Origin of the sequence: Acidovorax sp. NPDC077693 (assembly GCF_044542805.1) — a bacterium.
Lineage (GTDB): Bacteria > Pseudomonadota > Gammaproteobacteria > Burkholderiales > Burkholderiaceae_C > Acidovorax.
In genome coordinates this window covers 112,030-138,647 of record NZ_JBITVD010000013.1, presented here as the reverse complement: position 1 = coordinate 138,647, position 26,618 = coordinate 112,030, and the positions used below count along the sequence as shown (strand labels likewise).

The window sequence follows — 26,618 nt, the reverse complement described above, 5'->3', positions numbered from 1 at the left end:
CGTGCGGGGTGCGGACGTGGATTGGACCATGCAATACGCGTGCCGGACTTGTCGCTCATCAAGGGCGGGTGGGGCGGAATGCCCATGGGTTGCCCCTGGGTTGCCGGTGTGCCGCAGATGTAACACCTGCAACCCCGGGGGGCGCGCGGCGGGCGGTCGGCCGGTTCCTGCGAAAATAGGCGGTTTTGCCCGCGGGGGACCGGTTCCCTGGTGCTTTCTCCTTTGGGGGATGGCCGTCGCAGTGAATGGTTTCTCAGGGATGTATCCGCAACACACACTCAGCAGCTCCGGACTCGTGGTCCTGCTCCAGCAATGGATGCAGGCCGATGCGGGCGCGGCTGCGCGTGCCGATGTGGCGCAAGAGCTGGGCCAGTGGCTGAGCACGGTGGATGCGGTCACCCTCAGCCGGTCGCTGCATGCCATCGATGCCTTTCCGGCCGGGGAGGCGCCTGGTGCGGGCGTGGCGGACCTGCAGGCATTGCAGGCGCTGTACGAGCGCACCCAGGCGGAGCTGACGGCGCTGGCGTCGTCCAAACCCGTGCCCCCCAAGCCGGCCCGCGAGCGGGCCGACAACACGCGTGCCCAGGCGCCCGACCCGCTGGCCGAGGCCGAGTACGGCTTTCATGCGCCGCGCTACCTGGGCCTGCAAAAGCAGATGGATGCGAAGCTCTTGGGTTTGCGCGCGCAGGTGCGCCACGGGGTGTCGCAAGGCTCCCGGGGCCTGAGGCAACTGGCGGCCCTGGACACCGTGATGGAACAACTGAGCTTTGTGCGCGAGCAGCGCCTGTGGGCCTCCTTGTCCGCCCACCTGGACCGGCGCCTGGTGCAATTGCGCCGCGCCCACCAGGAGCGGCTTTCGGCCCAGGGGCTGCCGGATGAACCCCAGCGCTGGCGGCAACCCGGAGGGTGGCTGCACGCGTTCGAGCGCGACATGCAGGCGCTGCTTCTGGCCGAGATGCATGTGCGGCTGCAACCGATCCTGGGCCTGCTGGAAGCAGCCCGCAACGAGAACTTGGAACGACACGAATGAACAAGAGTGTGATGGCCGCCGTATTTGCCCTGGGCCTGGCGGCAGTGGGTTGGGTAGGGTGGGGATTCGTGGGGGCGAGCCCGCTGGCGCTGGCGATGACGGTGGCGATCGGTGCGGTCTACGTGCTGGGCGCGGTCGAGCTGATGCAGTTTCGCCGTGGCACCGTGGCACTGACCACCGCGCTGGCGGATGGCGCGCAGCAGCCCGTGGTGGACCTGGGCCCCTGGCTCGACCGCGTGCCCGCCGCCCTGCGCCACCCGGTGCGCCAGCGCATCGAGGGCGAGCGTGCCGTGCTGCCGGGGCCGGCCCTCACGCCGTACCTGGTGGGGTTGCTGGTCATGCTGGGCATGCTGGGCACCTTCCTCGGGATGGTGGTCACCTTCAAGGGCGCGGTGTTCGCGCTGGAGACCTCGGGCAGCCTGGAGGGCATCCGCGCCGCTCTGGCCGAGCCCATCAAGGGCCTGGGCCTGTCGTTCGGCACCTCGGTGGCGGGCGTGGCCGCATCGGCCATGCTGGGCCTGCTGTCTGCCATGGCGCGCCGCGAGCGCCTGGCGGCCGTGCGCCAGCTCGACGCACGCATTCCCACCGTGTTCCGCGCGTTCTCGGCCAGCCATCGCCGCGAAGAGACCTTCCAGGCCCTGCAGCAACAGGCGCAAGCGATGCCGCTGATCGCCGAGCGGCTGCAGGCCCTGGTGGACGGGCTGGACCGGCGGCACGACCAGCTGGCCGACCAATTGCTGGCGCAGCAAAAGGGTTTTCACACCGAGGCGTCGTCGGCCTACACCCAGCTGGCGGGCGCCGTGGGGGCGTCGCTGCACGACAGCCTGGGCGCCAGCGCCCGCGTGGCCGGCGAAACGCTGCGGCCCGTGGTCGAGCAGGCCATGGCCGAACTGGCGCAGGAATCGCAACACGCGCACCAGCGGCTGGCCGATGCCACGGCGGCCCAGATGCAGGCGCTGGCAGCCCAGTGGGAGGGCACGGCACGCCAGGTGTCGGACACCTGGACATCGGCCCTGGACAAGCACACGCAGCTGCAGGACCGCCTGATGGGCGGGTTCGATGGCGCGCTGCAGTCGGTGACCCAATCGTTCGAGCAGCGCTCCGCAGCGCTGCACGCGGCCCTGCAGGACACCGCGGCGCAGTCGCAGGCTGCCCAGAAGGCGGCCGACGAACAGCGCCTGGCAGGGTGGACGCGGTCGATGGAAGGCATGGGCGAGACGCTGGCCGCGCAGTGGGAGCGGGCGGGTGCACGCGCCGTGGAACAGCAGCAGGGCATGCGCGACGCGCTGGAGGGCGCCACAGCGCGCCTGGACCAGTCCCTGCTGGCAGCCACCCAGGCCTTCGAGCAGCGCTCCACGGCCCTGGTCGCATCGCTGCAAGATACCGTGGCGCACACCCATGCGGCCCAGGCAGCGGCCGACGCGCAGCGCATTGCCGGCTGGCGCGCATCGATGGAAGACACCGCCCGCTCGATCGCAGTCCAATGGGAGCGTGCGGGTGAGCAGGCCGCGGCGCAGCAACAGGGCGTGGCGCAGGCGCTCGCAGGTGCTGCGGCACAGCTGGGTGAGTCGCTGCAGGCAGCTACGCAGTCGTTCGACGAGCGCTCCGGTGCGCTGCTGTCGTCGTTGCAGGACACGGTGGCGCACTCCCACACCGCCCAGATGGCGGCCGACCAGGCGCGCCTGGTCGGTTGGAACGCGTCCATGGAGGGTATTGCGCAGTCGCTGACGGCCGAATGGCAGCGCGTGAGCACCCAGACGCTGGAGCGCCAGCAGGCCGTGTGCGATGCCCTCGAGACCGCCGTGACGGGGCTCACCGGACGCATGGGCGAGCAGGTGGCCAAGACGCTGGACGGTACCGCGCGCCTGATGGACCAGTCCGAAGCCTTGCTGCGCACCCGCACCGACGCGGAGGCCCAGTGGCTGCAGGCGCAGGGCGACCGCATGGATGCGCTGGCAGGCGTGTGGCGCACCGAGCTGGCCGCGCTGCGCGATGCCGAGGCCGAACGCGGGCGTGCGGCGGTCGACCGCCTGGAGGACTTGCAGGAGGCCGTGGCCCAGCACCTGGCCACGCTGGGGTCGGCGCTGGAGGCACCGCTCACCCGGCTGCTGCAAACAGCATCTGACGTGCCGCAGGCCGCGGCCGAGGTCATCGCCCAGCTGCGCCACGAGATGACGCAACTGAGCGAGCGCGACAACGTGGCACTGGCCGAGCGCACGGCCATGATGGAGCAACTGGGCACGCTGCTGCAGTCCGTCAACGAAGCCGCGGCCCAGCAGCGCGGCGCCATCGAATCCCTGGTGGGCACGGCGGCGTCGGTGCTGGAGCAGGCGGCGTCGCAGTTTGCACAGGCGCTGGACAGCCAGGTCGGCAAGGCGGACGAAGCGGCGACCCACGTGGCGGCCAGCGCAGTGGAGCTGTCGAGCCTGGGCGAGGCGTTCGGACACGGCGTGGGGCTGTTCACCGCCAGCAACGACAAGCTCATGGACAGCCTGCAGCGCATCGAAGGCGCCATCGGTCAGTCCCTGTCGCGCAGCGACGAGCAACTGGCCTACTACGTGGCGCAGGCGCGTGAGGTGATCGACCTGAGCATTGCGTCGCAGCAGGGCATTGTGGAAGACCTGCGCCGGCTCAAGGGCAGGGCGGTGGCCGCCGCCGAGCCGGAGGTGGCCGGATGATGGGGCTGGACGACACCATCGACAGCCTGGAAGACGGCGCCGACCAGACCGCCCCGGTCTGGGCGGTGTTCGGTGACCTGATGGCGGGCCTGCTGGGTGCTTTTGTGCTCATTCTGGTGGGCGTGCTGGTGGTGCAGATCGACCTGGTGGCCAGCCTCAAGCACGAGGTGGAAAAGCGCCAGCACGAAGAGCAGCGGCGCATGGCGCTGGAAAAGGCCCTGGCCGGCCCCCTGGCCAGTGGCCGCGTCACGGTGAATGACGGGCGCATCGGCATCAGCGGCAGCGTGCTGTTCGCGGCGGGCTCCGACGAGCTGCGGCCCGAGGGGCGCCAGTTGCTCAAAAGCCTGGTGCAACCGCTGCAGGTCTACCTGCGCGAGCGCGACGAGATGCTGATGGTCAGCGGCTTTACCGACAACACCACGCTACTGCGCGGCAGCCAGCAGCGCTTTGCCGACAACCTCGAGCTGTCGGCACAGCGGGCGCTGACCGTGGCGCGGGCGCTGATCGACGAGGGCATGCCGTCGTCGCAGGTGTTCGCCGCGGCATTTGGTGCGGAGCAGCCCGTGGCCTCCAATGCGGACGAGAAGGGCCGCGCGCAGAACCGGCGGGTGGAGATGGCCCCCGTGCCCAAGGCCTCCGGCGCCCGGCCCGTACGCGATGAGTGAACCCACGCTCGAATCGCTGCGGGCCGATGGTGCCGACGGCCACGACCCGGTGCGCTACCGCTACCTGGAGGTGATGGCCAGCCGCATGCAGCACCAGCCCCCGGCGGTGCAGCAGGTGCTGGCGCAGCGGCTGCAGCGGGCCGTGGCCGCCTATGCGCAGGGCGCCGGCACGGCGGCGCAGACGGGGGAGCGCGCCGCACCGGCGGCAACAGCGGCCACCGCGGCGCCTTCACCCCTGGCGCTGCTCAACCGCGAGCTCGACGCGCGGGCCCAGGCGGATGCGGACCGGGTGCGCATCGAAGGTGGTGCCAGTGCGTCGGACATGAAGAGCGTGCGCCAGTTCAGCGAGGTCTGGTCCCGCATCGCGGCCGAGCAGCAGGTGGCGCAGGCCATCGACCGTGGACCGGAGAATGCCGGGCCGCTGAACCCGCACAAGCTGATGCTGCGCTCGCTCAGCCTGATGCAGGACCTCTCGCCAGACTACCTGCGCCGCTTCTTGTCGCAGATGGACTCGCTGCTGTGGCTGGAGCAGGCCAACAGCCCGCGCCCCCGCAGCATGGGCGTGGCCGCCAACCGCGGTGCCCGGGGCCGGCCCAGGGCATAGCGGCACGGTCTGCACCTGCACCTGCCCTGCACATGCTTGCGCGGATGGACAGGGGCTGGGCGCGGCGCCTAGGCCTTGGTGTGGGTGCTGGCGTCGCCCGCAATGTGGCGCTGCAGCAGTTCGTTGGACTCGTCCAGCGCCTGGGCGGTTTCGCTCAGTTGCTGTTCGAGCTGGTCCGTGCGCTCTACCGCCGCCTGCAGATCGCCTTGCAGGGCTGTGTCCGGAATCTGCGTGGTCAGCACTGCATGTACCACGTCCAGATCGTTGGCCGCGGCTTTGATCTGCTCTGCGGCTTCCTGGTTGTTGTGCAAGACCTTCGCCATGTCGGAGGGCTGCGTGGTGGGGGCTGCGCTGGGCATATGTAAGTCTCTCTGAGTCAGAAGATTTCACTTCTCCCATCGGGGACGCGGCGCAATCGCCTACATGCCGGGATGTCGTAAGAGGTGAGATTCTAGACTTCGCCATGGCAAACAGACAGCAGGGCCCGCAGATGCCTCTCAGCACCATCCTCGTCGAAGACAGCAAAACCATCCAGGAAACCCTGATCCCCGCACTCGAAGAGTTGGCGGACGCACAGGTCGTGGCCGTTGCCGCCACGGCCAGCGATGCCATCGAGGCGCTGGCCGAGTGGCGCGAGGACTGGCAGCTGGCGGTGGTGGATCTGTTCCTGCAGGAGGGCTCCGGAATGGATGTGCTGGAGGCCTTGCAGCAAAGAAAGGGGCTCTGGGCCCGACAACCGCCATCGCGGCAGGGGCACCCGGGGCAGCAGGTCTATGTGCTGTCCAACTACGCCACGGCGGACATGCGCCGCCAATGCAAGGCCCTGGGCGTCGACGGCGTGTTCGACAAGTCCACCGAGCTCGAAGCCTTTTTTGAGCGTTGCAGCGAACTGCCGCACGCCGCCCGCCGTGCGCTCCACGCCGACAGGGGCGGCGCCGGGCTCTGACACAGGCCGAGGCCGACGCCCCCCGCAATGCCTATGCGCCGCCAGTGGGCGGCGGGCGCAGTGCTCCGCTGAGCGCCAGGTCGATCAGTGCGGCCACCTCGTCCGCCGGTGCCATGGGCTTGAACGCGTTGACATGGGCACGCCCGGTGTTTCCGGCGGGCAGCCGGGCCAGCAGGTGGCCCAGAGGCACCAGGGCAAGCCGCAGCAACTGGCCCAGGCATTCGCGCAGGTCTCGCAATGCCCATGCATAGCGCAGCATCGCAAGGTGCGACCGCCAGTGCAGGTGCAGCGAGTTCTGGCCGAGCACGTGGGCGGCCTCCAGCCACTGCCAGCGCATGGCCGGTGGCGTGTTGCTCGCGCTCGCAAAACCGTGCAGCAGGTCGTCGACGGCGCGGTGCCGGTCGCCCGGTGACGGCGCTGCCGCACCCGGTGCTGGCGCCTGCGCCGCCAAGGTGGCAGCCAGTGCCCGCCAGCGGCGTTGGCGGTGCACAAAGAACCAGCGGGCAAACACCGCGCTCAGGGGCGTCATCAGCCAGGGCATGTGGCGGGCGACCACATCGATATCGTCGGTGTAGAGGGTGGCTCCGTCGGGCAAGGCCTGCAGCGTGATGCGGTGGTCCCACCGGCGCATCAGCGCACCGTCGCCGTGGTCCCACAGGGTGGGCCAGTGGTCCGGTTGCGCCCGTGGTGGTGGCTCGATCGCGATGCGCACCGTTTGCGAGCCCAGCGGCACCACGCCCAGCAGCCACATCTGCAGCTTCAGCTCGCCCGCCGTCCATTCGGTGGGCCAGGATGCGCCGGCCGTGGGCTTGAACCGCATCAGCGGCGCGGTGATGTGGCGAAAGACCGCCGTGCTTTGCAGTTGCCGGGCCACCCATGCGGGTGGTGCCTCCAGGCGAGTCGACAGATGCACGCGCATTCAGTGTGCACCGTTGCTGGCGTGTGCGCCTGTTGCCAGCTCCAGGCGCGCTTGGCGGATGACGCTCCAGCCGCCGCTGATGGCCAGCCCGGCCATGATGGCCGCCACCGCCAGATCCGGCCAGGCGGTGCCGGTGCCGAATACGCCCAGCGCTGCCACCATCACCGCCATGTTGCCCAGCGCGTCGTTGCGGGTGCACAGCCATACGCTGCGCATGTTGGCGTCACCGTCGCGGTAGGCATACAGCAGCACCGCCACCCCCAGGTTGGCGGCCAGCGCCAGCAGGCCGACCCCGCCCATGGTCAATGGTTCGGGCGGCACGCCCTGCCATGCGCCCCAGGCCACGCGCGCCACCACGGCCACGCCGAAGGCCAGCATGCTCACGCCCTTGACGAGCGCCGCCCGTGCGCGCCACGCCAGGGCCATGGACAGAACCCACAGCGACAGCGCATAGTTGGCCGCATCCCCCAGGAAGTCGATGGCGTCGGCCAGCAAGGACGCCGAGCCGGACTGCAGCCCCGCGCCGATCTCCAGCAGGAACATGCCCGCGTTGACGATCAGCGCCACCCACAGGATGCGGCGGTAGCGCGGGTCGGCACTGGCGGGGCCGTGCCCGTGGCCGTCGTCGTGATGGTGGTGCTGGCAACTGGCGGACATGAGGACCTTCTTTCTGTGAATCTCTGCAGGTATTGCAATGCGATGGCATGATTGGAAACCTTGAAGTCACTTGAAGGTCAAGCCATGACGCAGACTGTTGCGCAACTTCCCCAGCACCGCATCGGCGAGGTGGCCCGCCAGTCGGGCGTGTCGGCCGCCAACATCCGCTACTACGAAAAAGAAGGCCTGCTGGCGCCCGGCGTGCGTGAGGACAACAGCTACCGGCTCTACAGCGCAGACGATGTGCACCGCCTGAGGTTCATCCGCCTGTGCCGTGCCATGGACATGTCCCTGGACGAGGTGCGCACGCTGCTCGCGCTGGACTGGTCCCGCAAGGCCGACTGCGAAGCCGCGCGCGACACGCTGGATGAGCACCTGCAGCACGTGCGCAGCCGGCTGGCGGAGCTGCAGGCGCTGGAAGCGGACCTGCAGGCGCTGCGGGGCCGCTGCGACGGATCGGACACCCATTGCCACATCATCGAAGCCCTGCACGCGCGCGCAGACGCCCAGCCCGCGGCCGCGGGTGGCACGGGCGTCGGCAAGCGGCACGTGTAATGCTGCGGCAAGGCAGTGCAGACCCGCTCGTCTGGCGACGTGGGCGCTGGGGTGTGAGCAGGTGTTTCACGTGCTGCCATTTGCTATTGAATTGATAGCTGTTGGCGCTTGTAGATCGAGCGGCAGGGCCTGAAAACATCATGGGGCACGTCGTGCATTCCTGCAGTGGCCGCCCACGGCTCGCCCGCTATGATCTGCCCATGATTGCGCGCTTGCCCGGCCTGTCCCTACCCGAACGTGTGTGGAGCACCGCGCGGCGCTGGGCGCTGGCGTGGTGGCGCATCCTGTACCTGGGCGCTGTGATGCTGGTGCTGGTGCTGTCGCCGTCCAGCTACGGCCGGGGCACCCGCCGCGCACTGGCTCGCCACCTCTATCTGGACACCGCGCCGGTGCTGCTGGGCTTCACGGTGCTGGCTGCGCTGATCAGCCTGGTGCTCACCCGCATCGTGGTGGTCACGGCCCTGAGCTACGGCCTGTCGCGCTATGCGCTCGAGATGGTGATCCGTGTGCTGGTGCTGGAGCTGATCCCGCTGACCGCCGCACTGTTCGTGGCGATGCGCTGCACCATTCCCAACGGCACGCAGATCACCCGCCTGCGGCAGAACGGGCGCTTCGACGCGCTGCGCGCGCAGGGCTCGGACCCCGTGCGCATCGAGCTGCTGCCCCGTGTGATCGCCGGCGTTTTCGCCTGCATCACGCTCGCTGCGCTCAGCTGCGTGGTGTCGCTGGTGCTGGCGTATCTGGGGGTGTATGGTTTCAACCTCGCAGGGCTGCAGAGCTACACGCGCATGTTCGGCCAGGTGTTCAGCCCCAGCGTGACCCTGGTGTTCGCGATGAAGACGGTGTTTTTTGCGCTGGCGGTGGCGCTGATACCGATGGCCGCGGGCCTGTACGACTCGGGCGATCGCACGCAGCCTGATTCCGAACTGGGCGGTCTGGCGCGCATGTTCGCGGTGCTGCTGCTGATCGAAGTGGCGTCGCTCATGGGCAACTACTACTGACCGCCACCGGCCGCCATTGCCTGCCCTTCGCTATCGCCTGCAAATCCCTGCCCCCATTCCTGGCCTATGAACGACTCATCCCACCGCACCCCTGCGCCCGGCCCGCCGGCCGACGCTCCGCACGAGCCCTCCGTGGAGACCCTGCGGCCCGTGGCGCACCTGGAGATCAAGGCGGCGGCGCTGCTGATCTTCACGCTCGCTCTCATCGTGGGCTCGGGGCTGTACCTGCTCTATGCGCGCGGCGCCTTCGAGCCCACGCAGACCCTGGTGCTGACGGCCGACGACTCCGAGGGCGTGGTCGTGGGCATGGACATGACCTTCTCGGGCTTTCCGATCGGCCGTGTGCGCCGGATCGAGCTGGCCGACGAGGGCAATGCCCGCATCATCGTCGACGTGCCGCGCAAGGACGCGCACTGGCTGCGCCAGTCCAGCGTGTTCACGCTGGTGCGCGGTATCGTGGGCGGCACCAACATTCGCGCCTACACCGGCATGCTGGGCGATGAGCCCCTGCTCGACGGGGCCGTGCGCCCAGTACTGCGGGGCGACGCCACGGCCGAGATCCCCCAACTTATGGCATCGGCGCGCGAACTGCTCACCAATCTGAACGCGCTCACGGCGCAGGACGCCGCCCTGGGCGGCAGCCTGGCGCAGGTGCGCACGCTCACCGAAAGGCTCAATGGCCCGGGGGGCGTGCTGGGCGTGCTGATGGGCAGCGAGGCCGATGCCAAGAAGATCGTGACCACGCTGGAGCGCACCAACGCCTTGCTCGCGCGCCTTGACGGCATGGCCGCCCGCGCGGACCGCCAGGTGTTCGGCAGCGACGGCAGCAAGGACGCACTGGTGCCGGAAGTGCGGGCTACGGTGGCCCAGCTCAATGGGCTGCTGGCCGACACCCGCACCAGCCTGCAGAAGGTGGATGCCGTGCTGGTCGAGGCGCAGGCGATCGGCGCCAACGCCCGTGAGGCCACCACCGACCTGGGCGCCTTGCGCGCCGAGGTGGAAAGCAATCTGCGCAAGGTGGAAAGCCTGGTCAACGAGATCAACCGCAAGTGGCCCTTTGCGCGGGACACGGAGCTGAAGCTGCCATGAAGACTGCTGCATCGATGATGTCAACGCGCGGCCGGCTTGCCTTGCCCATTCGATTCCGTGCAGGGAGGGCAGCGATGGTTGCCGCTGCGGCTTTGTGGATGCTGGGTGCCTGCTCCAGCAAGCCCCCCGTGCCGGATTGGCAGATGAACGCCCATGCATCGACCCAGAAGGCCTTGGAGGCGTATGTGTCTGGCAATGCACGCGTGGAGCAACTCGAATGGGACCGCGCACGGGCCGAAGTGGCGCGCACGGGACGGCCCGACCTGCTGGCGCGCCTGGAACTCGTGCGCTGCGCAGCGATGGTGGCCAGCCTCGTGCCCGGGCCCTGCGACCGTTTCGAGGCGCTGCGCGCAGACGCGGCGCCGGCCGAGCAGGCATACGCCGACTACCTGGCAGGGCAACTGCAGCCGGCCCAGGCGGCACTGTTGCCCGAGCCGCAGCGTGCGGTCTACGTGTCGGCCCACGCGGCGGCCGTGGCTGCGGTGCAAGACCCGTTGTCACGGCTGGTGGCTGCCGGTGTGCTGTTCAAGACGGGCCGCGCCGATCCGGCTGTGATGGGTACGGCTGTAGATACCGCCTCCGCCCAGGGGTGGCGCAGGCCGCTCATGGCGTGGCTGGTGCTTCAGCGACAGCGGGCTGAGGCTGCGGGCGATTCACAGGCCGCGGCCGCGCTGCAGCGGCGCATCGACATCCTGGAGCAGGGCGCTCCGGGCCGCTGATCACGCAGGCGGATCGATTCAGGGGCATCGAGCGCCGGATGCACTCTGTGGCGAATGGAGCGCGGTGAGCGCATCGCGCGCAATGAGGCCGGCACCTTGCCTGCAGTGCGAGCGGCTTACCGCAGGCGCGCCTGCAATTGGCTCTCGATATGGTCGCGCTCCGAGGCAAATTGCTGGGCGCTGATCTCCTGGGCTTCGTATTTGCGTGCGGTGGACAACAGCAGCACGGTGTTCTCAAGGCGTGTGTCCTGCTGCAGCGAAGGCGGCAGCGCGGTCAGCCGGTCAAAACTCTGCCGGTAGAACTCGCTCCAGCTCAGGGTGCCTGCCTGGGCCTGGGCCCGCGCACCCTCATGCCATCGCGCGAACTCGTCCAGGTTGCCGTCACGGGGGCTGGAGCAGCCCAACACCACGGCAGCAACAGCCATGGCTGCGATGGGCCAGGCGTTTCGAAGCGTGTGAAAAGTGGGGCCTGCAGGGATGCGAAAACGTGAGTTCATCATCGACCTCCATTTCTGGGCCACCATCGGAAACCATGGTGTGCAGCGCCAAATGGTACTCCGATGCTATGGTTTTTTCTAGTTGTTGTTGCGCCGGTAGCCAATGACCAAGCCCAGGAGGGCGCTTTCACCCTCGCCAGTCGCCTCGCCAATCTGCTTATTCAAACAGGTTGGCAGGCAGAATTTCGTCCACACCGCCAGGAAGCATCGCCATGGAATCCGCCGACTGAACCGCGATGTCCGGCGTCATCACAGACGCAGCAGCCAGCACGGCAAGAACGACGGTACCGACAAACGCAGCAAGAGCACGCGTTCCGGGCGGCATGGGGTGGCGTTTCATGGCGATGTCCTTTGGAAAATGGGAAGGTCTCAATGACCTGGGTCGTCGCCTCAATGGTCGACGGTGTTATTTCAGCAAGCCGGGCAGCCCCCGTCTGTCAGACAACTGCGATACCAGGGAAGGACCCGTAGTTGTTGCCTTTGGTTGCAATTGAGGGTGTCGGTGCTGCTGTGCGGCTTGTGCAAATCACCTTGGCCTGTCTGACCAAGGCGCGCGTCTATTTCTGACAAACGCCCCCGTGCCGGCACACCCCTAATGAATCAGACCGACACCCGGTGGCCACGGACTTCAGGGCCCATTGCCAAGGTGCATTTCTGACGCTGCCGATGCGATGCAACGCGAGTCCCGTCAGCCATTGGGTTACCGCCGCAGGTTCAAACAGGAGGCTCATCATGCAATCCCATTACATCAACCCCACGCTTGTGCGCGACTCCATGGTCGGCGAAGAAGACCCCGGCGCCGCGCTGGACGTTGTCAGATCGATGCTGCGCAGCCATGCCGAACCCAGCCCTGGCAGCACGGACGCGGACGCAAGAATCCACTTGAGTTGCAGTGACGACGGCAAGAACATCGATATCGGCGTCACCTGGCCTCACCACCCTTCGAGCGACGTCGCCAAGCTCCTGGGCCTGGTGGTCGCCAACCACGGCACAATTGCCGACACCGCGTGGTCACTGTCCGGCGCCACGGGCCTTGTTTCCATCGAGCTCGAGGTGGACGAAGACACCGATGGTGTTTTTTACGTCAGCCGCAGGGACTGCTGACCGCTGACCGCTGGCGACTCCCGGTGTCGTTGCCAAGGCAGCCGTGTCATGGTTTGGGCGTCGGCCCCTTGCCGGTGGTGCTCACGCCCGGCTTGAACGGGCTGCGCTCCTTCAGATCATCCAAGTAGCCCTGGATTCCTTCAGTCTCCCGCTCCAGGAACCGCTCCACCGCCTCGGCGAATGCCGGATGCGCCAGCCAGTGTGCGCTGGTGGCCTGCACGGGCAGCAGGGCGCGGGCCATTTTGTGTTCGCCTTGTGCGCCGCCTTCAAAGCGGTGCACGCCGTGCTCGATGCACCACTGCAGAGGCTGGTAGTAACAGGCCTCGAAATGCAGGCAGTCCACGCGCTCTAGGGCACCCCAATAGCGGCCGTAGGCTGCGATGGGTGTTGCTTTTTCAGGCTCGCAGGGTGCGCCACCGCTGGATAGATGGTCGCTGATTGCTATCAAACTGCTAGCAATCGGATGTCCGTCGCGTTCGGCGATGAACAGCAACCACGCTTGCGGCAAGTGTGCTTCCATGCGCGCGAAAAAGTCGCGGGTGAGGTAGGGCGGGTTGCCATGTTCGAGGTAGGTGCGCTCATAGCAGCGGTAGAAAAAGTCCCAGTCTGACGCACTGATGTCGGTGCCGCGCGCCCAGCGAAAGCGCACCCCGGCATCGGCCACACGGCGGCGCTCCTGGCGGATCTTCTTGCGCTTGTCCTGGGTCAGGCTGGCCAGGAAGTCGTCGAAACTGTGGAACGGCCGGCTGCCACCGAGTTGCGCAGGCGGTGCTGCGGTGGTGGCAAGTGGTGCCGTTGCAATGGGCGCTGCTTGCCACCCGGCCTGGGGCGCGGCGGGAGCTTCGTCGCCGTGTGCCGGAGCGGTGTTCGTCCAGTGGAACTGCACGGTGCGTCGCAGCATCAGCTCCTGCTGGGCGCTGGCTTCGATGTCCGCATCGCTCGCAAACAGCATGTGCACCGACGACACGTTTTCCTCATCGCACCACTGGCACACCGCCTGCAGCAGCAGTGCCCGGGTCTCGTCGTCGCGTGCCAACAGGCGGCTGCCCGGTACCGGGGTGAAGGGCACGGCGATCACGGCCTTGGGGTAGTAGGGTACGCCGTGCTGCTCGTAGGCGCTGGCCCAGGCCCAATCGAAGACATATTCACCGTAGGAGTGGTTCTTGAGGTACAGCGGGCAGGCGGCCACCAGCGTGTCGCCGTCCCACAGCGTCATGAAGCGCGGCGCCCAGCCGGTGCGGGGCGCCGCGCTGCCGCTCTCGTGCAGGGCGGCCAGGTATTCGTGCCGCAAAAAGGGCGTGGGGTGGCTCTGGCGTGCGAGCAGGGCATTCCAGGCGGCTGCGTCCACATCGAGCGGGGACGCGATGACGCGGGCGATAATGGCAGCTTCCTCAGCCATGCGCTCTCCCGTGCCGCCCATTGCGGTGCGGGCCTGCATTGGCGGTATCCAACCCGGCCACAGGGGCCGACTCCAGTTCCATGACGCTCTCCATTTGCACTGCGCAGCTCAACTTTGTCGTGGGCGACATGCCCGGGAATGCGCAGAAGATCATTGCCGCGGCCCGCGAGGCCCACGCCCAGGGCGCTCGGCTTATGCTCACTCCCGAGCTGGCGATCTGCGGCTATGCGGCCGAGGACCTGTTCCTGCGCCCCGCCTTCATCGCGGCCTGTGATGATGCCGTGAAAACCGTGGCCCGCGAGACGGCAGGGTTGAAAGGCCTGGTCATCCTGCTGGGCCACCCGCAAGCCCTGGCACCCGATGCGCCGGCCTTCAGCCCCTGCCACAACGCGGCCAGCGTGCTGCGCGAGGGCCGCGTCGAGCAGACGTATGCCAAGCGCGAACTGCCCAACTACCAGGTGTTCGACGAGCGCCGCTACTTCGTCGCGGGCAGTGCACCCTGCGTGTTCGAGGTGGACGGTGTGCGCGTGGGCGTGCTGGTCTGCGAAGACGCCTGGTTTGCAGCCCCTGCACGCGATGCCGCCGCGGCCGGCGCGCAGTTGCTGGCGGTCATCAACGCGTCGACCTTTCATCTGGGCAAGAGCGCCGAGCGCGAGGCCACCATGCGCGAGCGTGTGGTTGAAACGGGTTTGCCATTGGTCTACGCCCATCTGGTCGGTGGGCAGGACGAGGTGGTCTTCGAAGGCCGATCGTTCGCGCTGAATGCGGATGGCTCGGTGGCTGGGCGCGGCCCGGGGTTTCAAGAAAAACTGGTGTTTGCGCAGGTCCAGCAAGCGCAAGGCGCTATCAAAATAGAAGCAGCGGTGGCGCCCGAGAACAGTCTGGAGGCAGACCTCTGGGATGCCTTGGTGCTGGGTGTGCGCGACTACGTGGGCAAGAATGGGTTTCCGGGCGCGTTGCTGGGCCTGTCGGGCGGTATCGACTCGGCGCTGGTGCTGGCCATTGCCGTGGATGCGCTGGGCGCCGACAAGGTGCGCACGGTGATGATGCCGTCGCCCTACACGGCCGACATCAGCTGGATCGATGCGCGCGACATGGCGGACCGCATGGGCGTGCGCTATGACGAAATCTCCATCAAGCCCCAGTTCGAGGCCTTCAAGGCCGCGCTGGCCAGCGACTTTGCCGGTTTGGACGAGGACACGACCGAGGAGAACCTGCAGGCGCGCATCCGCGGCACGCTGCTCATGGCGCTGTCCAACAAGTTCGGCTCCATCGTGCTCACCACCGGCAACAAGAGCGAGATGTCCACCGGCTATTGCACGCTGTACGGCGACATGGCGGGTGGCTTTGCGGTGATCAAGGACGTGGCCAAGACGCGGGTGTTCGACCTGGCGCGCTGGCGCAATGCCAACGACCCCTACGGCACGGGTGCCAGCCCGATCCCGGAGCGCATCATCACCCGGCCGCCCAGCGCCGAACTGCGGCCCGACCAGAAGGACCAGGACAGCCTGCCGCCGTACGAGGTGCTCGATGCCATCGTGGCGCGCTACATGGAGAATGACGAGCCCATCGAATCCATCATCGCCAGCGGCTTTGCGCGCGCCGATGTGGAGCGCGTGACGCGCCTCATCAAGCTCAACGAGTACAAACGCCGGCAGGCACCCGTAGGGATAAGGGTGACGCGCCGCAGTTTCGGCAAGGACTGGCGTTACCCTATCACCAGCAAATTCAGGGCCTAGCTAGCGCTTGGTTGGCGCTGCGCCCCCAGCCTTCCTTCTTTTAAATCTTTCAGGAGACACGCCATGAAAATGATCACTGCCGTCATCAAGCCCTTCAAGCTCGAAGAAGTCCGCGAAGCCCTGGCCGAATGCGGCGTGACCGGCCTCACCGTGACCGAGGTGAAGGGCTTTGGCCGCCAGAAGGGCCACACCGAGCTGTACCGCGGCGCCGAGTATGTGGTGGACTTTCTGCCCAAGGTGAAGGTCGAGGTCGTGGTCAAGTCCGAGGATGTGGACCGCTGCGTCGACGCCATCGTGAACGTGGCGCGCACCGGCAAGATCGGCGACGGCAAGATCTTCGTCACGTCCGTGGAGCGCGTGGTGCGCATCCGCACGGGCGACCTCGACGACGCGGCTGTATGAGCTGACAACTCCCTGAGGCGCTTCGCGCCTTCCCCCTTCTCTTGAATGGCTGCGCCATTCGGAAAAAGGGGACACCGCCAGCGCACGCAAGTGAAACGCCGCCACGCCGCTGGGGCGGCCCTTGCGTGGCGGTCGCAGGCCTGGGCCGCGCCAGTTTTTGCCGGCCGTCAGATCACCGAGCGCAGCGGGGTGTGGCGGGCATTTGTTCCGGCTTGCTCGACCAGGGTTTGCAGCAGGTCGCTGGTGTCACTGCCGGAGTGCAGCAGGCCCATCTGCCACTCGCCCATGAAGCCGCTGGCAACGCTGTGGTTCAGAAAGCCCATCAGTGCGTCGTAGTAGCCCGCCACGTTGAGCAGGCCCAGCGGCTTGTCGTGGTAGCCCAGCTGGCGCCAGGTCCAGACCTCGAAGAGTTCCTCGAACGTACCGATGCCGCCGGGCAGCGCCACAAACGCGTCGCTGCGCTCGGCCATCATGGCCTTGCGCTCGTGCATCGTCTGCACGATGTGCAACTCGTCGCACAGGCGATTCGCCAGTTCCTTGTCCACCAGCGCCTGCGGAATCACGCCCACCACGCGGCCGCCTGCCTGCCGTGTGGCCTCGGCCACCGTGCCCATCAGGCCGCTGCGCCCGCCGCCATAGACGAGCTGGCCACCATGGCCGCCGATCCAGTGGCCCACAGCCTTGGCGGCCTCGGCAAAGGCGGGGTTCTCGCCCGGGCGCGAGCCGCAGTACACACAAATGGAAAAAGCGGGTTCAGCCATGGAAAAACCTCTGAAAAAGGGCCGCAGCCCAGATGCCGCTGCACAGCAGCAACGCGAGCAACACGGCTGCGCTGCCCATGTCCTTGGCGCGCTTGGACAGGTCATGCCACTCGGGACCGATGCGGTCGATGGCGGTCTCGATGCCTGTGTTGAGCAGTTCCACCATCATCACGATGAGCACGGAGCCCGCGAGCAGCGCCACTTCCACCCAGCTGCGCCCGAGCCACAGCGACACGGGCAGCATCACCGCGGCGGCGATGGCCTCCTGGCGGAATGCCTTTTCACCCCAGCCTGCACGCAGTCCCTCCAGCGAATAGCCGGCCGCATGCCATATGCGGTTCAGGCCTGTACGGGCTTTTTGCGGGTTGGCGGGCGCCACGGGCTCGGATGAGGGCAAGGACATGCCTGCATTGTCTCGCAGCCGCATGACAGCTTGCGCCACCCGGCGGGGCGGGGCAGGCTATTTTTTGGGAAGCTCGAAGTGCACCAGGCGCGTGCCGGCCAGTGCGTCGTGCCAGAACTGGCGCTCGGGGTGGAAGCGGCTCAGGATGGCCCAGATGGCCACCCAGCCGCCCAGCAGGACCAGCACCTCCAGCACCGGCACGCCAAACAGGTAGGCCGCCAGTGGCGGCAGGAACCACACCCAGCTGAGGACATAGCGCAGCAAGGCGCGCAGCTGCGTGATGGGCCGCCCGGATTTGTCGACCACGCGGATGAGCCAGGTCTTTTGTGCCAGCGTCTGGCCCTTGGCCCAGAACCATGTGAAATAGATACCGAATACCACGAACAGGAAGGCCTGCAGCGCGTGGCGGTTGTCCATGGCGTTGCGCGTCTGGCTCAGGGTGCCGAAGAGGTAGCCGGCAATGAAGACCACGCCAAACATGAGCATGCCTTCGTACAGCCAGCAGGCCATGCGGCGCCAGAGGCTGGGTGTGATGGCGCGTTGGGGCGGGGTTGCGGTGTCGGAGGGGGTGGCGCTGGTGCTGGCGGAGCCGGCCTGCGGTGCACTGGCGGGAGAAGAAGCAGTCATCATCCGGTGAACGGGTCAGGCCGTGCCGGCGGGCGGCACGGTCATTGTGGGTACAGACCGGAATTATCGGGCGTGACGGGTGGCGGGGCCGCAGGCGCTTCTGACGCGGTGCTGCCCAGAGGGGGCAGGGCCGCCGGCACGGCCACGGGCACGGAGACAGGGGCCGTCTCCACCACCGCAGCACCAGGCGCCTGGGGCGCCGCGGTGGGGTTGGACGCGGCAGGCGCAGCCACCGAAGAGGGCACCGGCGCAGCCACGCGGGGCGAGTGGTCGGTCACCGGGGGGATCTTGGGGGCGTTCGGGCGGGCGGGGTTGGCTGCGGTGGCCGCCGGCACCTGGGCCAGTTTTTTCGGGGACACAGGTTGCAGTGCCGTGGCGGCTCCCTTGGGCTTGGGGACGGCGCGGGCCGCCAGGGCTCGGCGCTCGTCCTCGGACAGCGCCTGGTACGCCTCCCACTGGGCACGCTTGTCGTCCGGCGCGAGGCGGTTGGTCACCGCATAGTTCAGCCGGGCCTGGTTGCGCTGCTGCGCGCTCAGGTTCGCCCAATCGGTCATGCGTTCATGGAACTTGGCCTGCTCTTCCTCGGGCAGGCTGGAAAAATTGGCCGCCAGCGCCAGCCAGCGGTGTTTTTGCGCTTCGCTGATCAACGCCCAGCGTTCGGCCAGGGGGTAGAGCGCCAGCTTCTGGGGGGTGTTCAGGGTCTCCCAGCCTGGGCCGGTCTCCACCTGGGGCACCGCCGAGGCGCCATGGCGCGACTGTGCGCGCGCATTGTTGGGGCTTGCCACGGCCGCTTCTGCACCAGCCGAGAGCACGGTGCCGGGCACCATGCGCATCTGCCGCAGCACCTGGCCGCCGACCACGGCGAACGCGCCCAAGAGCGCCAAAGCCAGCACGAGGGCTGGCAGGGCGGGGGAAGCGTCGGAAGGGCTTGGGTGCATGCAGTACGGGGGTGGGCAGTGCCGGGCGACTCAGTCAGTTGGGCTGCGCGGAAGTCTTGAGAAATTGTACGAAGCCAGGGTCGGCATACGCTGCCGGTGGCAGATCATCGGTCAAAAGAGCGGCGTCCACTTCGGCGACGTCGTTGGTGCTGCTTTCGTCCTGGGCGATATTGATCATCACCAGGCCCACCACCAGCGCCATCAGGGGCACCGCGGAGACCAGGGCATTCCACCAGCCGCCGCGCTCGTTGTCACCGCGTCCCAGGGTGGCGCTGCCGCCGGCGTTGACGATCACCGGGGCTGCCACCCGCACGGGAGCCGCGGCCTTCTTGCGCTGGGCCAGGGCCTGCATGCGCGAGGCGCGCAGCCGCTCGGAGATCTCGTACGGGAGTTGGTCGGTGCCACCGGACAAACGTGCCGTCACCCGCCGTGCAAAGACGTCGGCGGCGGCCAGTGCCTGGGGAGAGGGGGTCTGTACAGTGTTCATAGCTCGATTCCTTTGGCCTTCAGCGCCTTGCTCAGGGTTTGTACCGCACGAAAGCAGTGCGTTTTGACGCTGCCTTCAGAGCAACCCATGGCGGCTGCCGTTTCTGCTACATCCATTTCTTCCCAGTAACGCATCAGGAATGCTTCCCGTTGACGTGGTGGGAGCTCGGCGATTTCGGCTTCGATTTCGTGAAAGGTCTGGGCCCGGCGGGTGAGGTCTTCTGCACTCTCGGCCCGCTCGCCGCCTTCCGGGCCCGAGTACGCTTCCAGCAGATCAAAATCCATGCCATCTTCGCCGGGGCCCTCGAAGTCGCTCATGCTCGAAAACAGTGCATTGCGCGTCTTCTGGCGGCGAAACCAGTCCAGCGTGCAGTTGGAGAGGATGCGCTGAAAGAGCATGGGGAGCTCTGCCGCCGGCTTGTCGCCGTAGTGCTCCGCCAGCTTGAGCATGCTGTCCTGCACGATATCAAGAGCCGCTTCCTCATTGCGCACATGGTAGACCGAGCGCTTGAAAGCGCGCTTTTCTACACTTTTGAGGAAATCGGAGAGTTCTTGTTCAGTGGCCAAGACAGGTCGGTCCGGGGAGGGAGTGGTGCCGAAGTCTCCACAAAAATGTGGCTAACTGGCCCGGTAAGCCTGTGATTATCGCACCGGCTGGTGATTTTTTTGGCGCGCTGCGGTTTTACATGTGTTGCAGTGCGATAATCGGCGCTGCAATTCAAAAGGCAAACGGGTCACGGTCCGGCGCGGCAATCATCCCGCCCATGTCCTTGGCCTCAAGTTCCAAGCTGGCTTCACAAGAGCGCGTGCAAGGGGCACCCAAGGTTTTTCGTCAGAGAAATTCACAAAGGTTGATCGATCATGGAAATCTCCAAGGCTGAACTTTCCTCAGCTGCCGCTGCTTCGCAGGGCAACACCTCCCCCTCTTCCTCTGCTTCTTCGGCCCAGGCTTCGCAAGACCTCATGGGGTCCGAGATCCTCATCAAGTCGCTGCAGGCCGAGAACGTCCAGTACATCTGGGGCTATCCCGGCGGCGCTGTCCTCTATATCTACGACGCGCTGTACAAGCAAGACACCATCCAGCATGTGCTGGTGCGGCACGAACAGGCTGCCGTCCACGCCGCTGACGGCTATGCCCGTGCGACGGGCGAAGTGGGCGTCGCGCTGGTCACCTCGGGCCCGGGCCTGACCAATGCCGTGACCGGCATCGCCACCGCGTACATGGATTCGATCCCCATGGTGATCATCTCCGGCCAGGTGCCCACGCCCGCCATCGGGCTCGACGCCTTCCAGGAGTGCGACACCGTCGGCATCACCCGCCCCATCGTCAAGCACAACTTCCTCGTCAAGGATGCCCGCGACCTGGCAGCGACGATGAAGAAGGCCTTCCACATCGCACGCACCGGCCGCCCCGGCCCCGTGGTGGTCGATGTGCCCAAGGACGTCTCCTTCAAGAAGGTGCCCTACAGCGGCTACCCGCAGAGCGTGGAAATGCGCTCGTACAACCCGGTGCGCAAGGGCCACGGCGGCCAGATCCGCAAGGCGCTGCAATTGCTGCTGGCGGCCAAGCGCCCCTACATCTACACCGGCGGGGGCGTGCTCCTGGGCAACGCCACCAACGAATTGCGCACCCTGGTGGACATGCTGGGCTACCCGGTCACCAACACGCTGATGGGCCTGGGCGCCTATCCGGCGTCGGACCGCAAGTTCCTGGGCATGCTGGGCATGCACGGCACCATCGAAGCCAACAACGCGATGCAGAACTGCGACGTGCTGCTGGCCGTCGGCGCGCGTTTTGACGACCGCGTGATCGGCAACCCCAAGCACTTCGCGCAGAACGACCGCAAGATCATCCACGTGGACATCGACCCGTCGAGCATCTCCAAGCGCGTGAAGGTCGACATCCCGATCGTCGGCGACGTGAAGGACGTGCTCACCGAGCTGATCTCCATGATCCGCGAGAGCAGCACCAAGCCCGATGCGGGTGCGCTGGCGGCCTGGTGGGACACCATCGAAGGCTGGCGCAAGCGTGACTGCCTCAAGTACAGCATGGGCAGCCCCGACGTCATCAAGCCCCAGTACGTGGTCGAAACGCTGTGGAACATGACCAAGGACGCCGACACCTACATCACGTCCGACGTGGGCCAGCACCAGATGTGGGCCGCGCAGTACTACCGTTTTGACGAGCCGCGCCGCTGGATCAACTCCGGTGGCCTGGGCACCATGGGCGTGGGCATCCCCTACGCCATGGGCATCAAGCTGGCCAAGCCAGACTCCGAAGTGTTCTGCATCACCGGCGAAGGCTCGGTGCAGATGAACATCCAGGAGCTGTCGACCTGCCTGCAGTACAACACGCCCATCAAGATCTGCTCGCTGAACAACCGCTACCTGGGCATGGTGCGCCAGTGGCAGGAGATCGAGTACTCCGGCCGATACAGCCACAGCTACATGGACGCTTTGCCCAACTTCGTGAAGCTGGCCGAGGCCTATGGCCATGTGGGCATGTTGATCGAGCGTCCTCAGGATGTGGAGCCCGCGCTGCGCGAGGCCCGCAAGCTCAAGGACCGCACCGTATTCCTGGACTTCCGCACCGACCCCACCGAGAACGTGTTCCCGATGGTGCAGGCCGGCAAGGGCATCACCGAAATGCTGCTGGGCTCCGAGGATCTGTAGACACAGGCTGTCGGCTCCCGCTGCGCCTGCGGCGACGGCCCTGCCGTGGCTGCAGGAACATCCCCTGCTATCACTTCGATAGCTTCACTTCGACGAATCTATTGCCTGCCGAGCCTGCGCATTACCGTGCGCAGGGGAGGGCAGCGAAAAGAGGAATCTGGACACCATGAAACACATCATTGCCGTTTTGCTGGAAAACGAACCCGGCGCGCTGTCGCGCGTCGTGGGCCTGTTCTCCGCCCGTGGCTACAACATCGAATCGCTCACCGTGGCGCCCACCGAGGATGCATCGCTCTCGCGCATGACCATCCAGACCACGGGCTCCGACGATGTGATCGAGCAGATCACCAAGCACTTGAACCGCCTCATCGAAGTGGTCAAGGTGGTCGACCTCACCGAAGGTGCCTACACCGAGCGCGAGCTCATGATGGTGAAGGTGCGTGCGGTAGGCAAGGAGCGCGAGGAGATGAAGCGCATGGCCGACATCTTCCGCGGCCGCATCATCGACGTGACCGAAAAGAGCTACACCATCGAGCTCACCGGCGACCAGTCCAAGAACGACGCGTTCCTGCAGGCCATCGACCGCACGGCCATTCTGGAAACCGTGCGCACGGGTGCCAGCGGCATCGGCCGCGGCGAGCGAATTCTTCGCGTGTGACGGATTTGCCTTCGACCGGCTAGCGTCGTTGGGGAGCCTTGCCGTGCCAAAGCACTGTCTGCGGTTCCCCGCGTAGCCATCCGGCCGCATCCCCATCCTATGTAAGACAATTCACCGTTTTTCCCCCTGACAACGTATTTTTACCGGAGCGACCCATGAAAGTTTTCTACGACAAAGACACCGACCTGAGCCTGATCAAGGGCAAGACCGTGGCCATCATCGGCTACGGCTCGCAGGGCCATGCCCACGCACAGAACCTGAACGACAGCGGCGTGAAGGTCGTGGTCGGCCTGCGCAAGGGCGGTGCATCGTGGGACAAGGTCGGCAAGGCCGGCCTGAACGTGCTGGAAGTCAACGACGCGGTCAAGGCTGCCGACGTGGTCATGATCCTGCTGCCTGACGAAGACATCGCAGCCGTCTACAAGAACAACGTGGAACCCAACATCAAGCAAGGCGCATCGCTGGCCTTCGCCCACGGTTTCAACGTGCACTACAACCAGGTCGTGCCCCGCGCTGACCTGGACGTGTGGATGGTCGCCCCCAAGGCCCCTGGCCACACCGTGCGCAACACCTACACGCAAGGTGGCGGCGTGCCCCACCTGGTCGCCGTGCACCAGGACAAGTCCGGCAAGGCCCGTGACCTGGCCCTGAGCTACGCTGCAGCCAATGGCGGCGGCAAGGCTGGCATCATCGAGACCAACTTCAAGGAAGAAACCGAGACCGACCTGTTCGGCGAACAGGCCGTGCTGTGCGGCGGTGCCGTCGAGCTGATCAAGATGGGTTACGAAACACTGGTCGAAGCCGGCTACGCCCCAGAAATGGCCTACTTCGAATGCCTGCACGAGCTCAAGCTCATCGTGGACCTGATCTACGAAGGCGGCATCGCCAACATGAACTACTCGATCTCGAACAACGCCGAATACGGCGAGTACGTGACGGGCCCTGAAGTGATCAACGAAGAGTCGCGCAAGGCCATGCGCAATGCCCTCAAGCGCATCCAGAACGGCGAATACGCCAAGATGTTCATCCAGGAAGGCCGCCTGAACTACCCATCGATGACGGCCCGCCGCCGCAACACCGCCGACCACAGCATCGAAGTGGTGGGTGGCAAGCTGCGCGCCATGATGCCCTGGATCGCCAAGAACAAGCTGGTCGACCAAACCCGCAACTGATTCTTCTCCTGCGGGAAGAAACATCGACAAAGGCCACCTCGGTGGCCTTTTTCGTTGCCGGTATCGCTGTGCGCCGGGCGGCTCGGACTGGGTGATGGCCGTGCTGTGGGGTTCGCGGCGCCATCGCTGCGGCCACGGGGCGCAGCGCCCGCAGGCGCTACACTGCGGCCTTCGCCTTTTGTGCGTGCGGCGCCGAACCCGATCATCGGGGGGCGCGCTGAAGAACTATAAATTTAATAGCGGCTTGCGCAAGACAGGCAAGCGCTGGAGGTCAATGGAATGCATGATGGCAACGAGTCCGCCGACAACGATGGCGTGATCGTGCGCAAGCGGCGCAAGGGCATCTATATCCTGCCCAACCTGTTCACGCTGGCGGCATTGTTCGGTGGCTTCTATTCCATCGTGATGGCCATGAACGGGCGTTTCGACCAGGCGGCGATCGGCGTGTTCTGCGCCATGGTGCTCGACAGCCTGGACGGGCGCGTGGCCCGCCTGACCAATACCCAGAGTGCCTTCGGCGAGCAGATGGACTCGCTGTCCGACATGGTGTCGTTCGGCGCGGCACCGGCTTTGATCGCGTACGAGTGGTCCTTGCAGGGCCTGGGGCGCTGGGGGTGGATCGCTGCCTTCGTGTACTGCGCCTGCGCGGCCTTGCGGCTGGCGCGCTTCAACGTGAACACGAGTGTGGTGGACAAGCGCTACTTCCAGGGGCTGCCATCGCCCGCCGCTGCGGCACTGGTGGCAGGCTTCATCTGGCTCATGACCGAATTGGGCGTGCACCCTGGCGAGGACGGTTGGCTCAGCTGGTCGCAGATCACGTGGATCATGTTCGCCTTCACGCTGTACTCGGGCCTGACCATGGTGACCAATGTGCCGTTCTACAGCTTCAAGGACGTGCAGATGAAAAAGAGCGTCCCCTTTGCAGCCATCGTGCTCATTGCGCTGGGCATTGCCATCATCAACATCCACCCGCCCATCGTGCTGTTCGGCGTCTTCGTTTTTTATGGCGTGAGCGGCTATGGCGTGTACGCGTGGCGCAAGGCCAAGGGCCAGCACAGCAGCGTGATCAGCACTTCGACCGATGAACCGGACGAGCGCGGGCTGCACAAGTGACCCGCACCGCTGTCGCAGCACAGTTGTGCTACATTGCGCAGCATGAACACGTTTGCTCTGGCGCTACTGCTACCTCCCCACGGGCGGAGACAGTAGGCGCACGCGCACACTTTTTCTTCAAAGGCCCGTATGCACCCGCAACGGGCCTTTTGCTTTGGGCGCCAGATTTTTGACGTTGCGGGACCCCACCCACCGATACCAGGAGAACGACATGGCTGACAAACTGATCATTTTCGACACCACCTTGCGCGATGGGGAGCAGTCCCCCGGCGCCTCGATGACCAAGGACGAGAAGCTGCGCATCGCGCGCCAACTCGAGCGCCTGAAGGTGGATGTGATCGAAGCCGGTTTCGCGGCCAGCTCCAACGGTGATTTCGAAGCGGTGCAGAGCATTGCCAATGCGATCAAGGACTCGACCATCTGTTCGCTCTCGCGGGCCAACGACCGCGATATCTCGCGGGCGGCCGAGGCGCTCAAGGGCGCCAACAGCGCGCGCATCCACACGTTCATCGCCACCAGCGCGCTGCACATGGAAAAGAAGCTGCGCATGACGCCCGAGCAGGTGCTCGAGCAGGCCAAGCAGTCGGTGCGCTTTGCGCGCAACCTGGTGGCCGACATCGAGTTCAGCCCGGAAGACGGCTACCGCAGCGACCCGGACTTTTTGTGCCGCGTGCTCGAAGCCGTGATCGCCGAAGGCGCCACCACCATCAACGTGCCCGACACCGTGGGCTACGCCATCCCTGAGCTGTATGGCAACTTCATCAAGACGCTGCGCGAGCGCGTGCCCAACAGCGACAAGGCCATCTGGTCCGTGCACTGCCACAACGACCTGGGCATGGCGGTGGCCAACTCGCTGGCCGGCGTGAAGATCGGCGGCGCACGCCAGGTCGAATGCACCATCAACGGCCTGGGCGAGCGTGCGGGCAATTGCTCGCTGGAAGAAGTCGTCATGGCGATCAAGACACGCCGCGACTATTTCGACCTCGACCTGAACATCGACGCCAAGCACATCGTGGCTGCCAGCCGCATGGTCAGCCAGACCACCGGCTTCGTGATCCAGCCCAACAAGGCGGTGGTGGGGGCGAATGCGTTTGCGCACGCCAGCGGCATCCACCAGGACGGCGTGCTCAAGGCCCGCGACACCTACGAGATCATGCGTGCCGAGGACGTGGGCTGGTCGGCCAACAAGATCGTGCTGGGCAAGCTCAGCGGCCGCAACGCCTTCAAGCAGCGCCTGCAGGAGCTGGGCGTTCAGCTCGACAGCGAAACCGAGATCAACGGCGCCTTCGCCAAGTTCAAGGAACTGGCAGACCGCAAGAGCGAGATCTTCGACGAGGACATCCTGGCGCTGGTCAGCGATGAAAGCGTGACCAGCGAGAAGGAGCAGTACGGCTTCGTGTCGCTGTCGCAGCACAGCGAAACCGGCGAGCGTCCCCAGGCCACCATCGTTTTCACGGTCGAAGGCCGGGAAGTGCAGGGCAAGTCCGACGGCAATGGCCCGGTCGACGCGTCGCTCAAGGCGATCGAGTCGCACGTCAAGAGCGGGGCCGAGATGGTGCTGTACTCCGTCAATGCGATCAGCGGCTCCACCGAGAGCCAGGGCGAGGTCACGGTGCGCCTGCAAAACAGCGGCCGGGTGGTCAACGGTGTGGGGGCTGACCCGGACATCGTCGTGGCGTCTGCCAAGGCCTACCTGAGCGCCCTGAACAAGTTACAAAGTAAAGCTGATCGGGTGGCTGCACAAGGTTGAGCGGTGAATTTATAATTTCATTCACTTTCTCGG

The 26,618-nt window shown here is 66.2% G+C and carries 29 protein-coding genes; 17 read left to right on the top strand and 12 right to left on the bottom strand.

Annotation, left to right across the window (positions count from 1 at the left end; genetic code table 11):
- The first annotated feature begins 229 nt into the window (after positions 1-229).
- The 4 genes from ACIGHN_RS19200 to ACIGHN_RS19185 are packed head-to-tail and all read left to right on the top strand — an operon-like array spanning position 230 to position 4,977.
- Positions 230-1,030 (top strand): DUF3348 family protein, encoded by an 801-nt coding sequence (locus ACIGHN_RS19200; protein WP_396505594.1) that lies wholly within the window; start codon positions 230-232, stop codon positions 1,028-1,030.
- On the top strand, positions 1,027-3,708 hold the full coding sequence (locus ACIGHN_RS19195; protein ID WP_396505593.1) for a DUF802 domain-containing protein: 2,682 nt from the start codon (positions 1,027-1,029) through the stop codon (positions 3,706-3,708). The genes ACIGHN_RS19200 and ACIGHN_RS19195 overlap by 4 nt, the downstream gene beginning before the upstream one ends.
- Positions 3,705-4,373: an OmpA family protein gene (locus ACIGHN_RS19190; protein WP_396505592.1), complete on the top strand. Its 669-nt coding sequence runs from the start codon at positions 3,705-3,707 to the stop codon at positions 4,371-4,373. The genes ACIGHN_RS19195 and ACIGHN_RS19190 overlap by 4 nt, the downstream gene beginning before the upstream one ends.
- Entirely contained in the window at positions 4,366-4,977 is a 612-nt protein-coding gene (locus ACIGHN_RS19185; protein ID WP_396505591.1) for a DUF2894 domain-containing protein, read from the top strand. The genes ACIGHN_RS19190 and ACIGHN_RS19185 overlap by 8 nt, the downstream gene beginning before the upstream one ends.
- 68 nt (positions 4,978-5,045) lie before the next feature.
- Here the strand turns inward: ACIGHN_RS19185 and ACIGHN_RS19180 are convergent, their stop codons facing one another.
- Entirely contained in the window at positions 5,046-5,336 is a 291-nt protein-coding gene (locus tag ACIGHN_RS19180; protein WP_396505590.1) for a hypothetical protein, read from the bottom strand.
- A 131-nt stretch (positions 5,337-5,467) separates the two neighbouring features.
- On the opposite strand from ACIGHN_RS19180, the gene ACIGHN_RS19175 reads away from it, so the two are divergent.
- Complete coding sequence (locus ACIGHN_RS19175) at positions 5,468-5,923, top strand: response regulator (protein WP_396505628.1); 456 nt, start codon at positions 5,468-5,470, stop codon at positions 5,921-5,923.
- 31 nt (positions 5,924-5,954) lie between these two features.
- Here ACIGHN_RS19175 and ACIGHN_RS19170 read toward each other — a convergent pair whose 3' ends face one another.
- Both ACIGHN_RS19170 and ACIGHN_RS19165 read right to left on the bottom strand, forming a co-directional pair.
- Complete coding sequence (locus ACIGHN_RS19170) at positions 5,955-6,842, bottom strand: DUF3703 domain-containing protein (RefSeq protein ID WP_396505589.1); 888 nt, start codon at positions 6,840-6,842, stop codon at positions 5,955-5,957.
- On the bottom strand, positions 6,843-7,499 hold the full coding sequence (locus tag ACIGHN_RS19165; RefSeq protein WP_056421207.1) for a cation transporter: 657 nt from the start codon (positions 7,497-7,499) through the stop codon (positions 6,843-6,845).
- Between the two features lie 84 nt (positions 7,500-7,583).
- On the opposite strand from ACIGHN_RS19165, the gene ACIGHN_RS19160 reads away from it, so the two are divergent.
- The 4 genes from ACIGHN_RS19160 (at position 7,584) to ACIGHN_RS19145 (ending at position 10,863) form a co-directional block, all read left to right on the top strand.
- Positions 7,584-8,054, top strand: a complete 471-nt coding sequence (locus ACIGHN_RS19160; RefSeq protein ID WP_396505588.1) for a Cd(II)/Pb(II)-responsive transcriptional regulator — start codon at positions 7,584-7,586, stop codon at positions 8,052-8,054.
- Positions 8,055-8,254: 200 nt separating this feature from the next.
- On the top strand, positions 8,255-9,055 hold the full coding sequence (locus tag ACIGHN_RS19155) for an ABC transporter permease (RefSeq protein ID WP_056421210.1): 801 nt from the start codon (positions 8,255-8,257) through the stop codon (positions 9,053-9,055).
- A gap of 66 nt (positions 9,056-9,121) precedes the next feature.
- Positions 9,122-10,144, top strand: a complete 1,023-nt coding sequence (locus tag ACIGHN_RS19150) for an MlaD family protein (protein WP_396505587.1) — start codon at positions 9,122-9,124, stop codon at positions 10,142-10,144.
- A 74-nt stretch (positions 10,145-10,218) separates the two neighbouring features.
- Complete coding sequence (locus ACIGHN_RS19145; protein WP_396505586.1) at positions 10,219-10,863, top strand: hypothetical protein; 645 nt, start codon at positions 10,219-10,221, stop codon at positions 10,861-10,863.
- A gap of 116 nt (positions 10,864-10,979) precedes the next feature.
- Here ACIGHN_RS19145 and ACIGHN_RS19140 read toward each other — a convergent pair whose 3' ends face one another.
- Positions 10,980-11,288: a hypothetical protein gene (locus tag ACIGHN_RS19140; RefSeq protein ID WP_396505585.1), complete on the bottom strand. Its 309-nt coding sequence runs from the start codon at positions 11,286-11,288 to the stop codon at positions 10,980-10,982.
- 229 nt (positions 11,289-11,517) lie between these two features.
- Positions 11,518-11,700 carry a hypothetical protein gene (locus ACIGHN_RS19135; RefSeq protein ID WP_056421212.1) on the bottom strand — a complete coding sequence of 61 codons (183 nt, stop codon included), beginning with the start codon at positions 11,698-11,700 and terminating at the stop codon, positions 11,518-11,520.
- A 392-nt stretch (positions 11,701-12,092) separates the two neighbouring features.
- Between ACIGHN_RS19135 and ACIGHN_RS19130 the strand changes: the two genes are divergently transcribed.
- The gene (locus tag ACIGHN_RS19130) at positions 12,093-12,464 is read left to right on the top strand and encodes a hypothetical protein (RefSeq protein WP_396505584.1); all 372 of its coding nucleotides are present in this window, start codon (positions 12,093-12,095) and stop codon (positions 12,462-12,464) included.
- 46 nt (positions 12,465-12,510) lie between these two features.
- Here the strand turns inward: ACIGHN_RS19130 and ACIGHN_RS19125 are convergent, their stop codons facing one another.
- Entirely contained in the window at positions 12,511-13,863 is a 1,353-nt protein-coding gene (locus ACIGHN_RS19125) for a GNAT family N-acetyltransferase (RefSeq protein WP_396505583.1), read from the bottom strand.
- Positions 13,864-13,943: 80 nt separating this feature from the next.
- Between ACIGHN_RS19125 and ACIGHN_RS19120 the strand changes: the two genes are divergently transcribed.
- The gene (locus tag ACIGHN_RS19120) at positions 13,944-15,602 is read left to right on the top strand and encodes an NAD+ synthase (protein WP_396505582.1); all 1,659 of its coding nucleotides are present in this window, start codon (positions 13,944-13,946) and stop codon (positions 15,600-15,602) included.
- Between the two features lie 63 nt (positions 15,603-15,665).
- On the top strand, positions 15,666-16,004 hold the full coding sequence (locus ACIGHN_RS19115) for a P-II family nitrogen regulator (protein ID WP_056167991.1): 339 nt from the start codon (positions 15,666-15,668) through the stop codon (positions 16,002-16,004).
- A 167-nt stretch (positions 16,005-16,171) separates the two neighbouring features.
- Here the strand turns inward: ACIGHN_RS19115 and ACIGHN_RS19110 are convergent, their stop codons facing one another.
- The 6 genes from ACIGHN_RS19110 to ACIGHN_RS19085 are packed head-to-tail and all read right to left on the bottom strand — an operon-like array spanning position 16,172 to position 19,786.
- Positions 16,172-16,765, bottom strand: coding sequence for a TIGR00730 family Rossman fold protein (locus ACIGHN_RS19110; RefSeq protein WP_056421215.1), 594 nt, complete (start codon positions 16,763-16,765; stop codon positions 16,172-16,174).
- A complete protein-coding gene (locus ACIGHN_RS19105; RefSeq protein ID WP_056421317.1) occupies positions 16,758-17,168 on the bottom strand; it encodes a diacylglycerol kinase in 411 nt (136 codons plus the stop codon). Before ACIGHN_RS19105 ends, ACIGHN_RS19110 begins: the two co-directional genes overlap by 8 nt.
- 57 nt (positions 17,169-17,225) lie before the next feature.
- Positions 17,226-17,798, bottom strand: coding sequence for an RDD family protein (locus ACIGHN_RS19100; protein ID WP_056421216.1), 573 nt, complete (start codon positions 17,796-17,798; stop codon positions 17,226-17,228).
- A 38-nt stretch (positions 17,799-17,836) separates the two neighbouring features.
- Positions 17,837-18,733: a DUF3106 domain-containing protein gene (locus ACIGHN_RS19095; protein ID WP_396505581.1), complete on the bottom strand. Its 897-nt coding sequence runs from the start codon at positions 18,731-18,733 to the stop codon at positions 17,837-17,839.
- Between the two features lie 34 nt (positions 18,734-18,767).
- On the bottom strand, positions 18,768-19,220 hold the full coding sequence (locus ACIGHN_RS19090) for a DUF3619 family protein (RefSeq protein WP_396505580.1): 453 nt from the start codon (positions 19,218-19,220) through the stop codon (positions 18,768-18,770).
- On the bottom strand, positions 19,217-19,786 hold the full coding sequence (locus ACIGHN_RS19085) for an RNA polymerase sigma factor (RefSeq protein WP_056421219.1): 570 nt from the start codon (positions 19,784-19,786) through the stop codon (positions 19,217-19,219). Before ACIGHN_RS19085 ends, ACIGHN_RS19090 begins: the two co-directional genes overlap by 4 nt.
- Before the next feature lie 294 nt (positions 19,787-20,080).
- On the opposite strand from ACIGHN_RS19085, the gene ACIGHN_RS19080 reads away from it, so the two are divergent.
- The 5 genes from ACIGHN_RS19080 (at position 20,081) to ACIGHN_RS19060 (ending at position 26,585) form a co-directional block, all read left to right on the top strand.
- Entirely contained in the window at positions 20,081-21,892 is a 1,812-nt protein-coding gene (locus ACIGHN_RS19080; RefSeq protein WP_056421220.1) for an acetolactate synthase 3 catalytic subunit, read from the top strand.
- Between the two features lie 166 nt (positions 21,893-22,058).
- Positions 22,059-22,550 carry an acetolactate synthase small subunit gene (gene ilvN, locus ACIGHN_RS19075; protein ID WP_015013659.1) on the top strand — a complete coding sequence of 164 codons (492 nt, stop codon included), beginning with the start codon at positions 22,059-22,061 and terminating at the stop codon, positions 22,548-22,550.
- A gap of 155 nt (positions 22,551-22,705) precedes the next feature.
- Complete coding sequence (gene ilvC, locus ACIGHN_RS19070) at positions 22,706-23,722, top strand: ketol-acid reductoisomerase (protein ID WP_056168011.1); 1,017 nt, start codon at positions 22,706-22,708, stop codon at positions 23,720-23,722.
- Positions 23,723-24,001: 279 nt separating this feature from the next.
- The gene (gene pssA, locus ACIGHN_RS19065) at positions 24,002-24,835 is read left to right on the top strand and encodes a CDP-diacylglycerol--serine O-phosphatidyltransferase (RefSeq protein WP_396505579.1); all 834 of its coding nucleotides are present in this window, start codon (positions 24,002-24,004) and stop codon (positions 24,833-24,835) included.
- A 211-nt stretch (positions 24,836-25,046) separates the two neighbouring features.
- On the top strand, positions 25,047-26,585 hold the full coding sequence (locus tag ACIGHN_RS19060) for a 2-isopropylmalate synthase (RefSeq protein ID WP_056169201.1): 1,539 nt from the start codon (positions 25,047-25,049) through the stop codon (positions 26,583-26,585).
- The last annotated feature ends 33 nt before the right edge of the window (positions 26,586-26,618 follow it).

Coding starts and splice junctions, on each gene's coding strand:
- ACIGHN_RS19185 (WP_396505591.1), top strand. CDS start 4,366: ATGAGTGAACCCACGCTCGAATCGCTGCGGGCCGATGGTGCCGACGGC.
- ACIGHN_RS19095 (WP_396505581.1), bottom strand. CDS start 18,733: ATGCACCCAAGCCCTTCCGACGCTTCCCCCGCCCTGCCAGCCCTCGTG.
- ACIGHN_RS19200 (WP_396505594.1), top strand. CDS start 230: ATGGCCGTCGCAGTGAATGGTTTCTCAGGGATGTATCCGCAACACACA.
- ACIGHN_RS19175 (WP_396505628.1), top strand. CDS start 5,468: ATGCCTCTCAGCACCATCCTCGTCGAAGACAGCAAAACCATCCAGGAA.
- ilvN (WP_015013659.1), top strand. CDS start 22,059: ATGAAACACATCATTGCCGTTTTGCTGGAAAACGAACCCGGCGCGCTG.
- ACIGHN_RS19170 (WP_396505589.1), bottom strand. CDS start 6,842: ATGCGCGTGCATCTGTCGACTCGCCTGGAGGCACCACCCGCATGGGTG.
- ACIGHN_RS19135 (WP_056421212.1), bottom strand. CDS start 11,700: ATGAAACGCCACCCCATGCCGCCCGGAACGCGTGCTCTTGCTGCGTTT.
- ACIGHN_RS19120 (WP_396505582.1), top strand. CDS start 13,944: ATGACGCTCTCCATTTGCACTGCGCAGCTCAACTTTGTCGTGGGCGAC.
- ACIGHN_RS19110 (WP_056421215.1), bottom strand. CDS start 16,765: ATGGCTGAACCCGCTTTTTCCATTTGTGTGTACTGCGGCTCGCGCCCG.
- ACIGHN_RS19105 (WP_056421317.1), bottom strand. CDS start 17,168: ATGTCCTTGCCCTCATCCGAGCCCGTGGCGCCCGCCAACCCGCAAAAA.
- ACIGHN_RS19155 (WP_056421210.1), top strand. CDS start 8,255: ATGATTGCGCGCTTGCCCGGCCTGTCCCTACCCGAACGTGTGTGGAGC.
- ACIGHN_RS19100 (WP_056421216.1), bottom strand. CDS start 17,798: ATGATGACTGCTTCTTCTCCCGCCAGTGCACCGCAGGCCGGCTCCGCC.
- ACIGHN_RS19150 (WP_396505587.1), top strand. CDS start 9,122: ATGAACGACTCATCCCACCGCACCCCTGCGCCCGGCCCGCCGGCCGAC.
- ACIGHN_RS19165 (WP_056421207.1), bottom strand. CDS start 7,499: ATGTCCGCCAGTTGCCAGCACCACCATCACGACGACGGCCACGGGCAC.
- ACIGHN_RS19140 (WP_396505585.1), bottom strand. CDS start 11,288: ATGGCTGTTGCTGCCGTGGTGTTGGGCTGCTCCAGCCCCCGTGACGGC.
- ACIGHN_RS19090 (WP_396505580.1), bottom strand. CDS start 19,220: ATGAACACTGTACAGACCCCCTCTCCCCAGGCACTGGCCGCCGCCGAC.
- ACIGHN_RS19195 (WP_396505593.1), top strand. CDS start 1,027: ATGAACAAGAGTGTGATGGCCGCCGTATTTGCCCTGGGCCTGGCGGCA.
- ilvC (WP_056168011.1), top strand. CDS start 22,706: ATGAAAGTTTTCTACGACAAAGACACCGACCTGAGCCTGATCAAGGGC.
- ACIGHN_RS19080 (WP_056421220.1), top strand. CDS start 20,081: ATGGAAATCTCCAAGGCTGAACTTTCCTCAGCTGCCGCTGCTTCGCAG.
- ACIGHN_RS19180 (WP_396505590.1), bottom strand. CDS start 5,336: ATGCCCAGCGCAGCCCCCACCACGCAGCCCTCCGACATGGCGAAGGTC.
- ACIGHN_RS19060 (WP_056169201.1), top strand. CDS start 25,047: ATGGCTGACAAACTGATCATTTTCGACACCACCTTGCGCGATGGGGAG.
- ACIGHN_RS19160 (WP_396505588.1), top strand. CDS start 7,584: ATGACGCAGACTGTTGCGCAACTTCCCCAGCACCGCATCGGCGAGGTG.
- pssA (WP_396505579.1), top strand. CDS start 24,002: ATGCATGATGGCAACGAGTCCGCCGACAACGATGGCGTGATCGTGCGC.
- ACIGHN_RS19145 (WP_396505586.1), top strand. CDS start 10,219: ATGGTTGCCGCTGCGGCTTTGTGGATGCTGGGTGCCTGCTCCAGCAAG.
- ACIGHN_RS19190 (WP_396505592.1), top strand. CDS start 3,705: ATGATGGGGCTGGACGACACCATCGACAGCCTGGAAGACGGCGCCGAC.
- ACIGHN_RS19115 (WP_056167991.1), top strand. CDS start 15,666: ATGAAAATGATCACTGCCGTCATCAAGCCCTTCAAGCTCGAAGAAGTC.
- ACIGHN_RS19125 (WP_396505583.1), bottom strand. CDS start 13,863: ATGGCTGAGGAAGCTGCCATTATCGCCCGCGTCATCGCGTCCCCGCTC.
- ACIGHN_RS19130 (WP_396505584.1), top strand. CDS start 12,093: ATGCAATCCCATTACATCAACCCCACGCTTGTGCGCGACTCCATGGTC.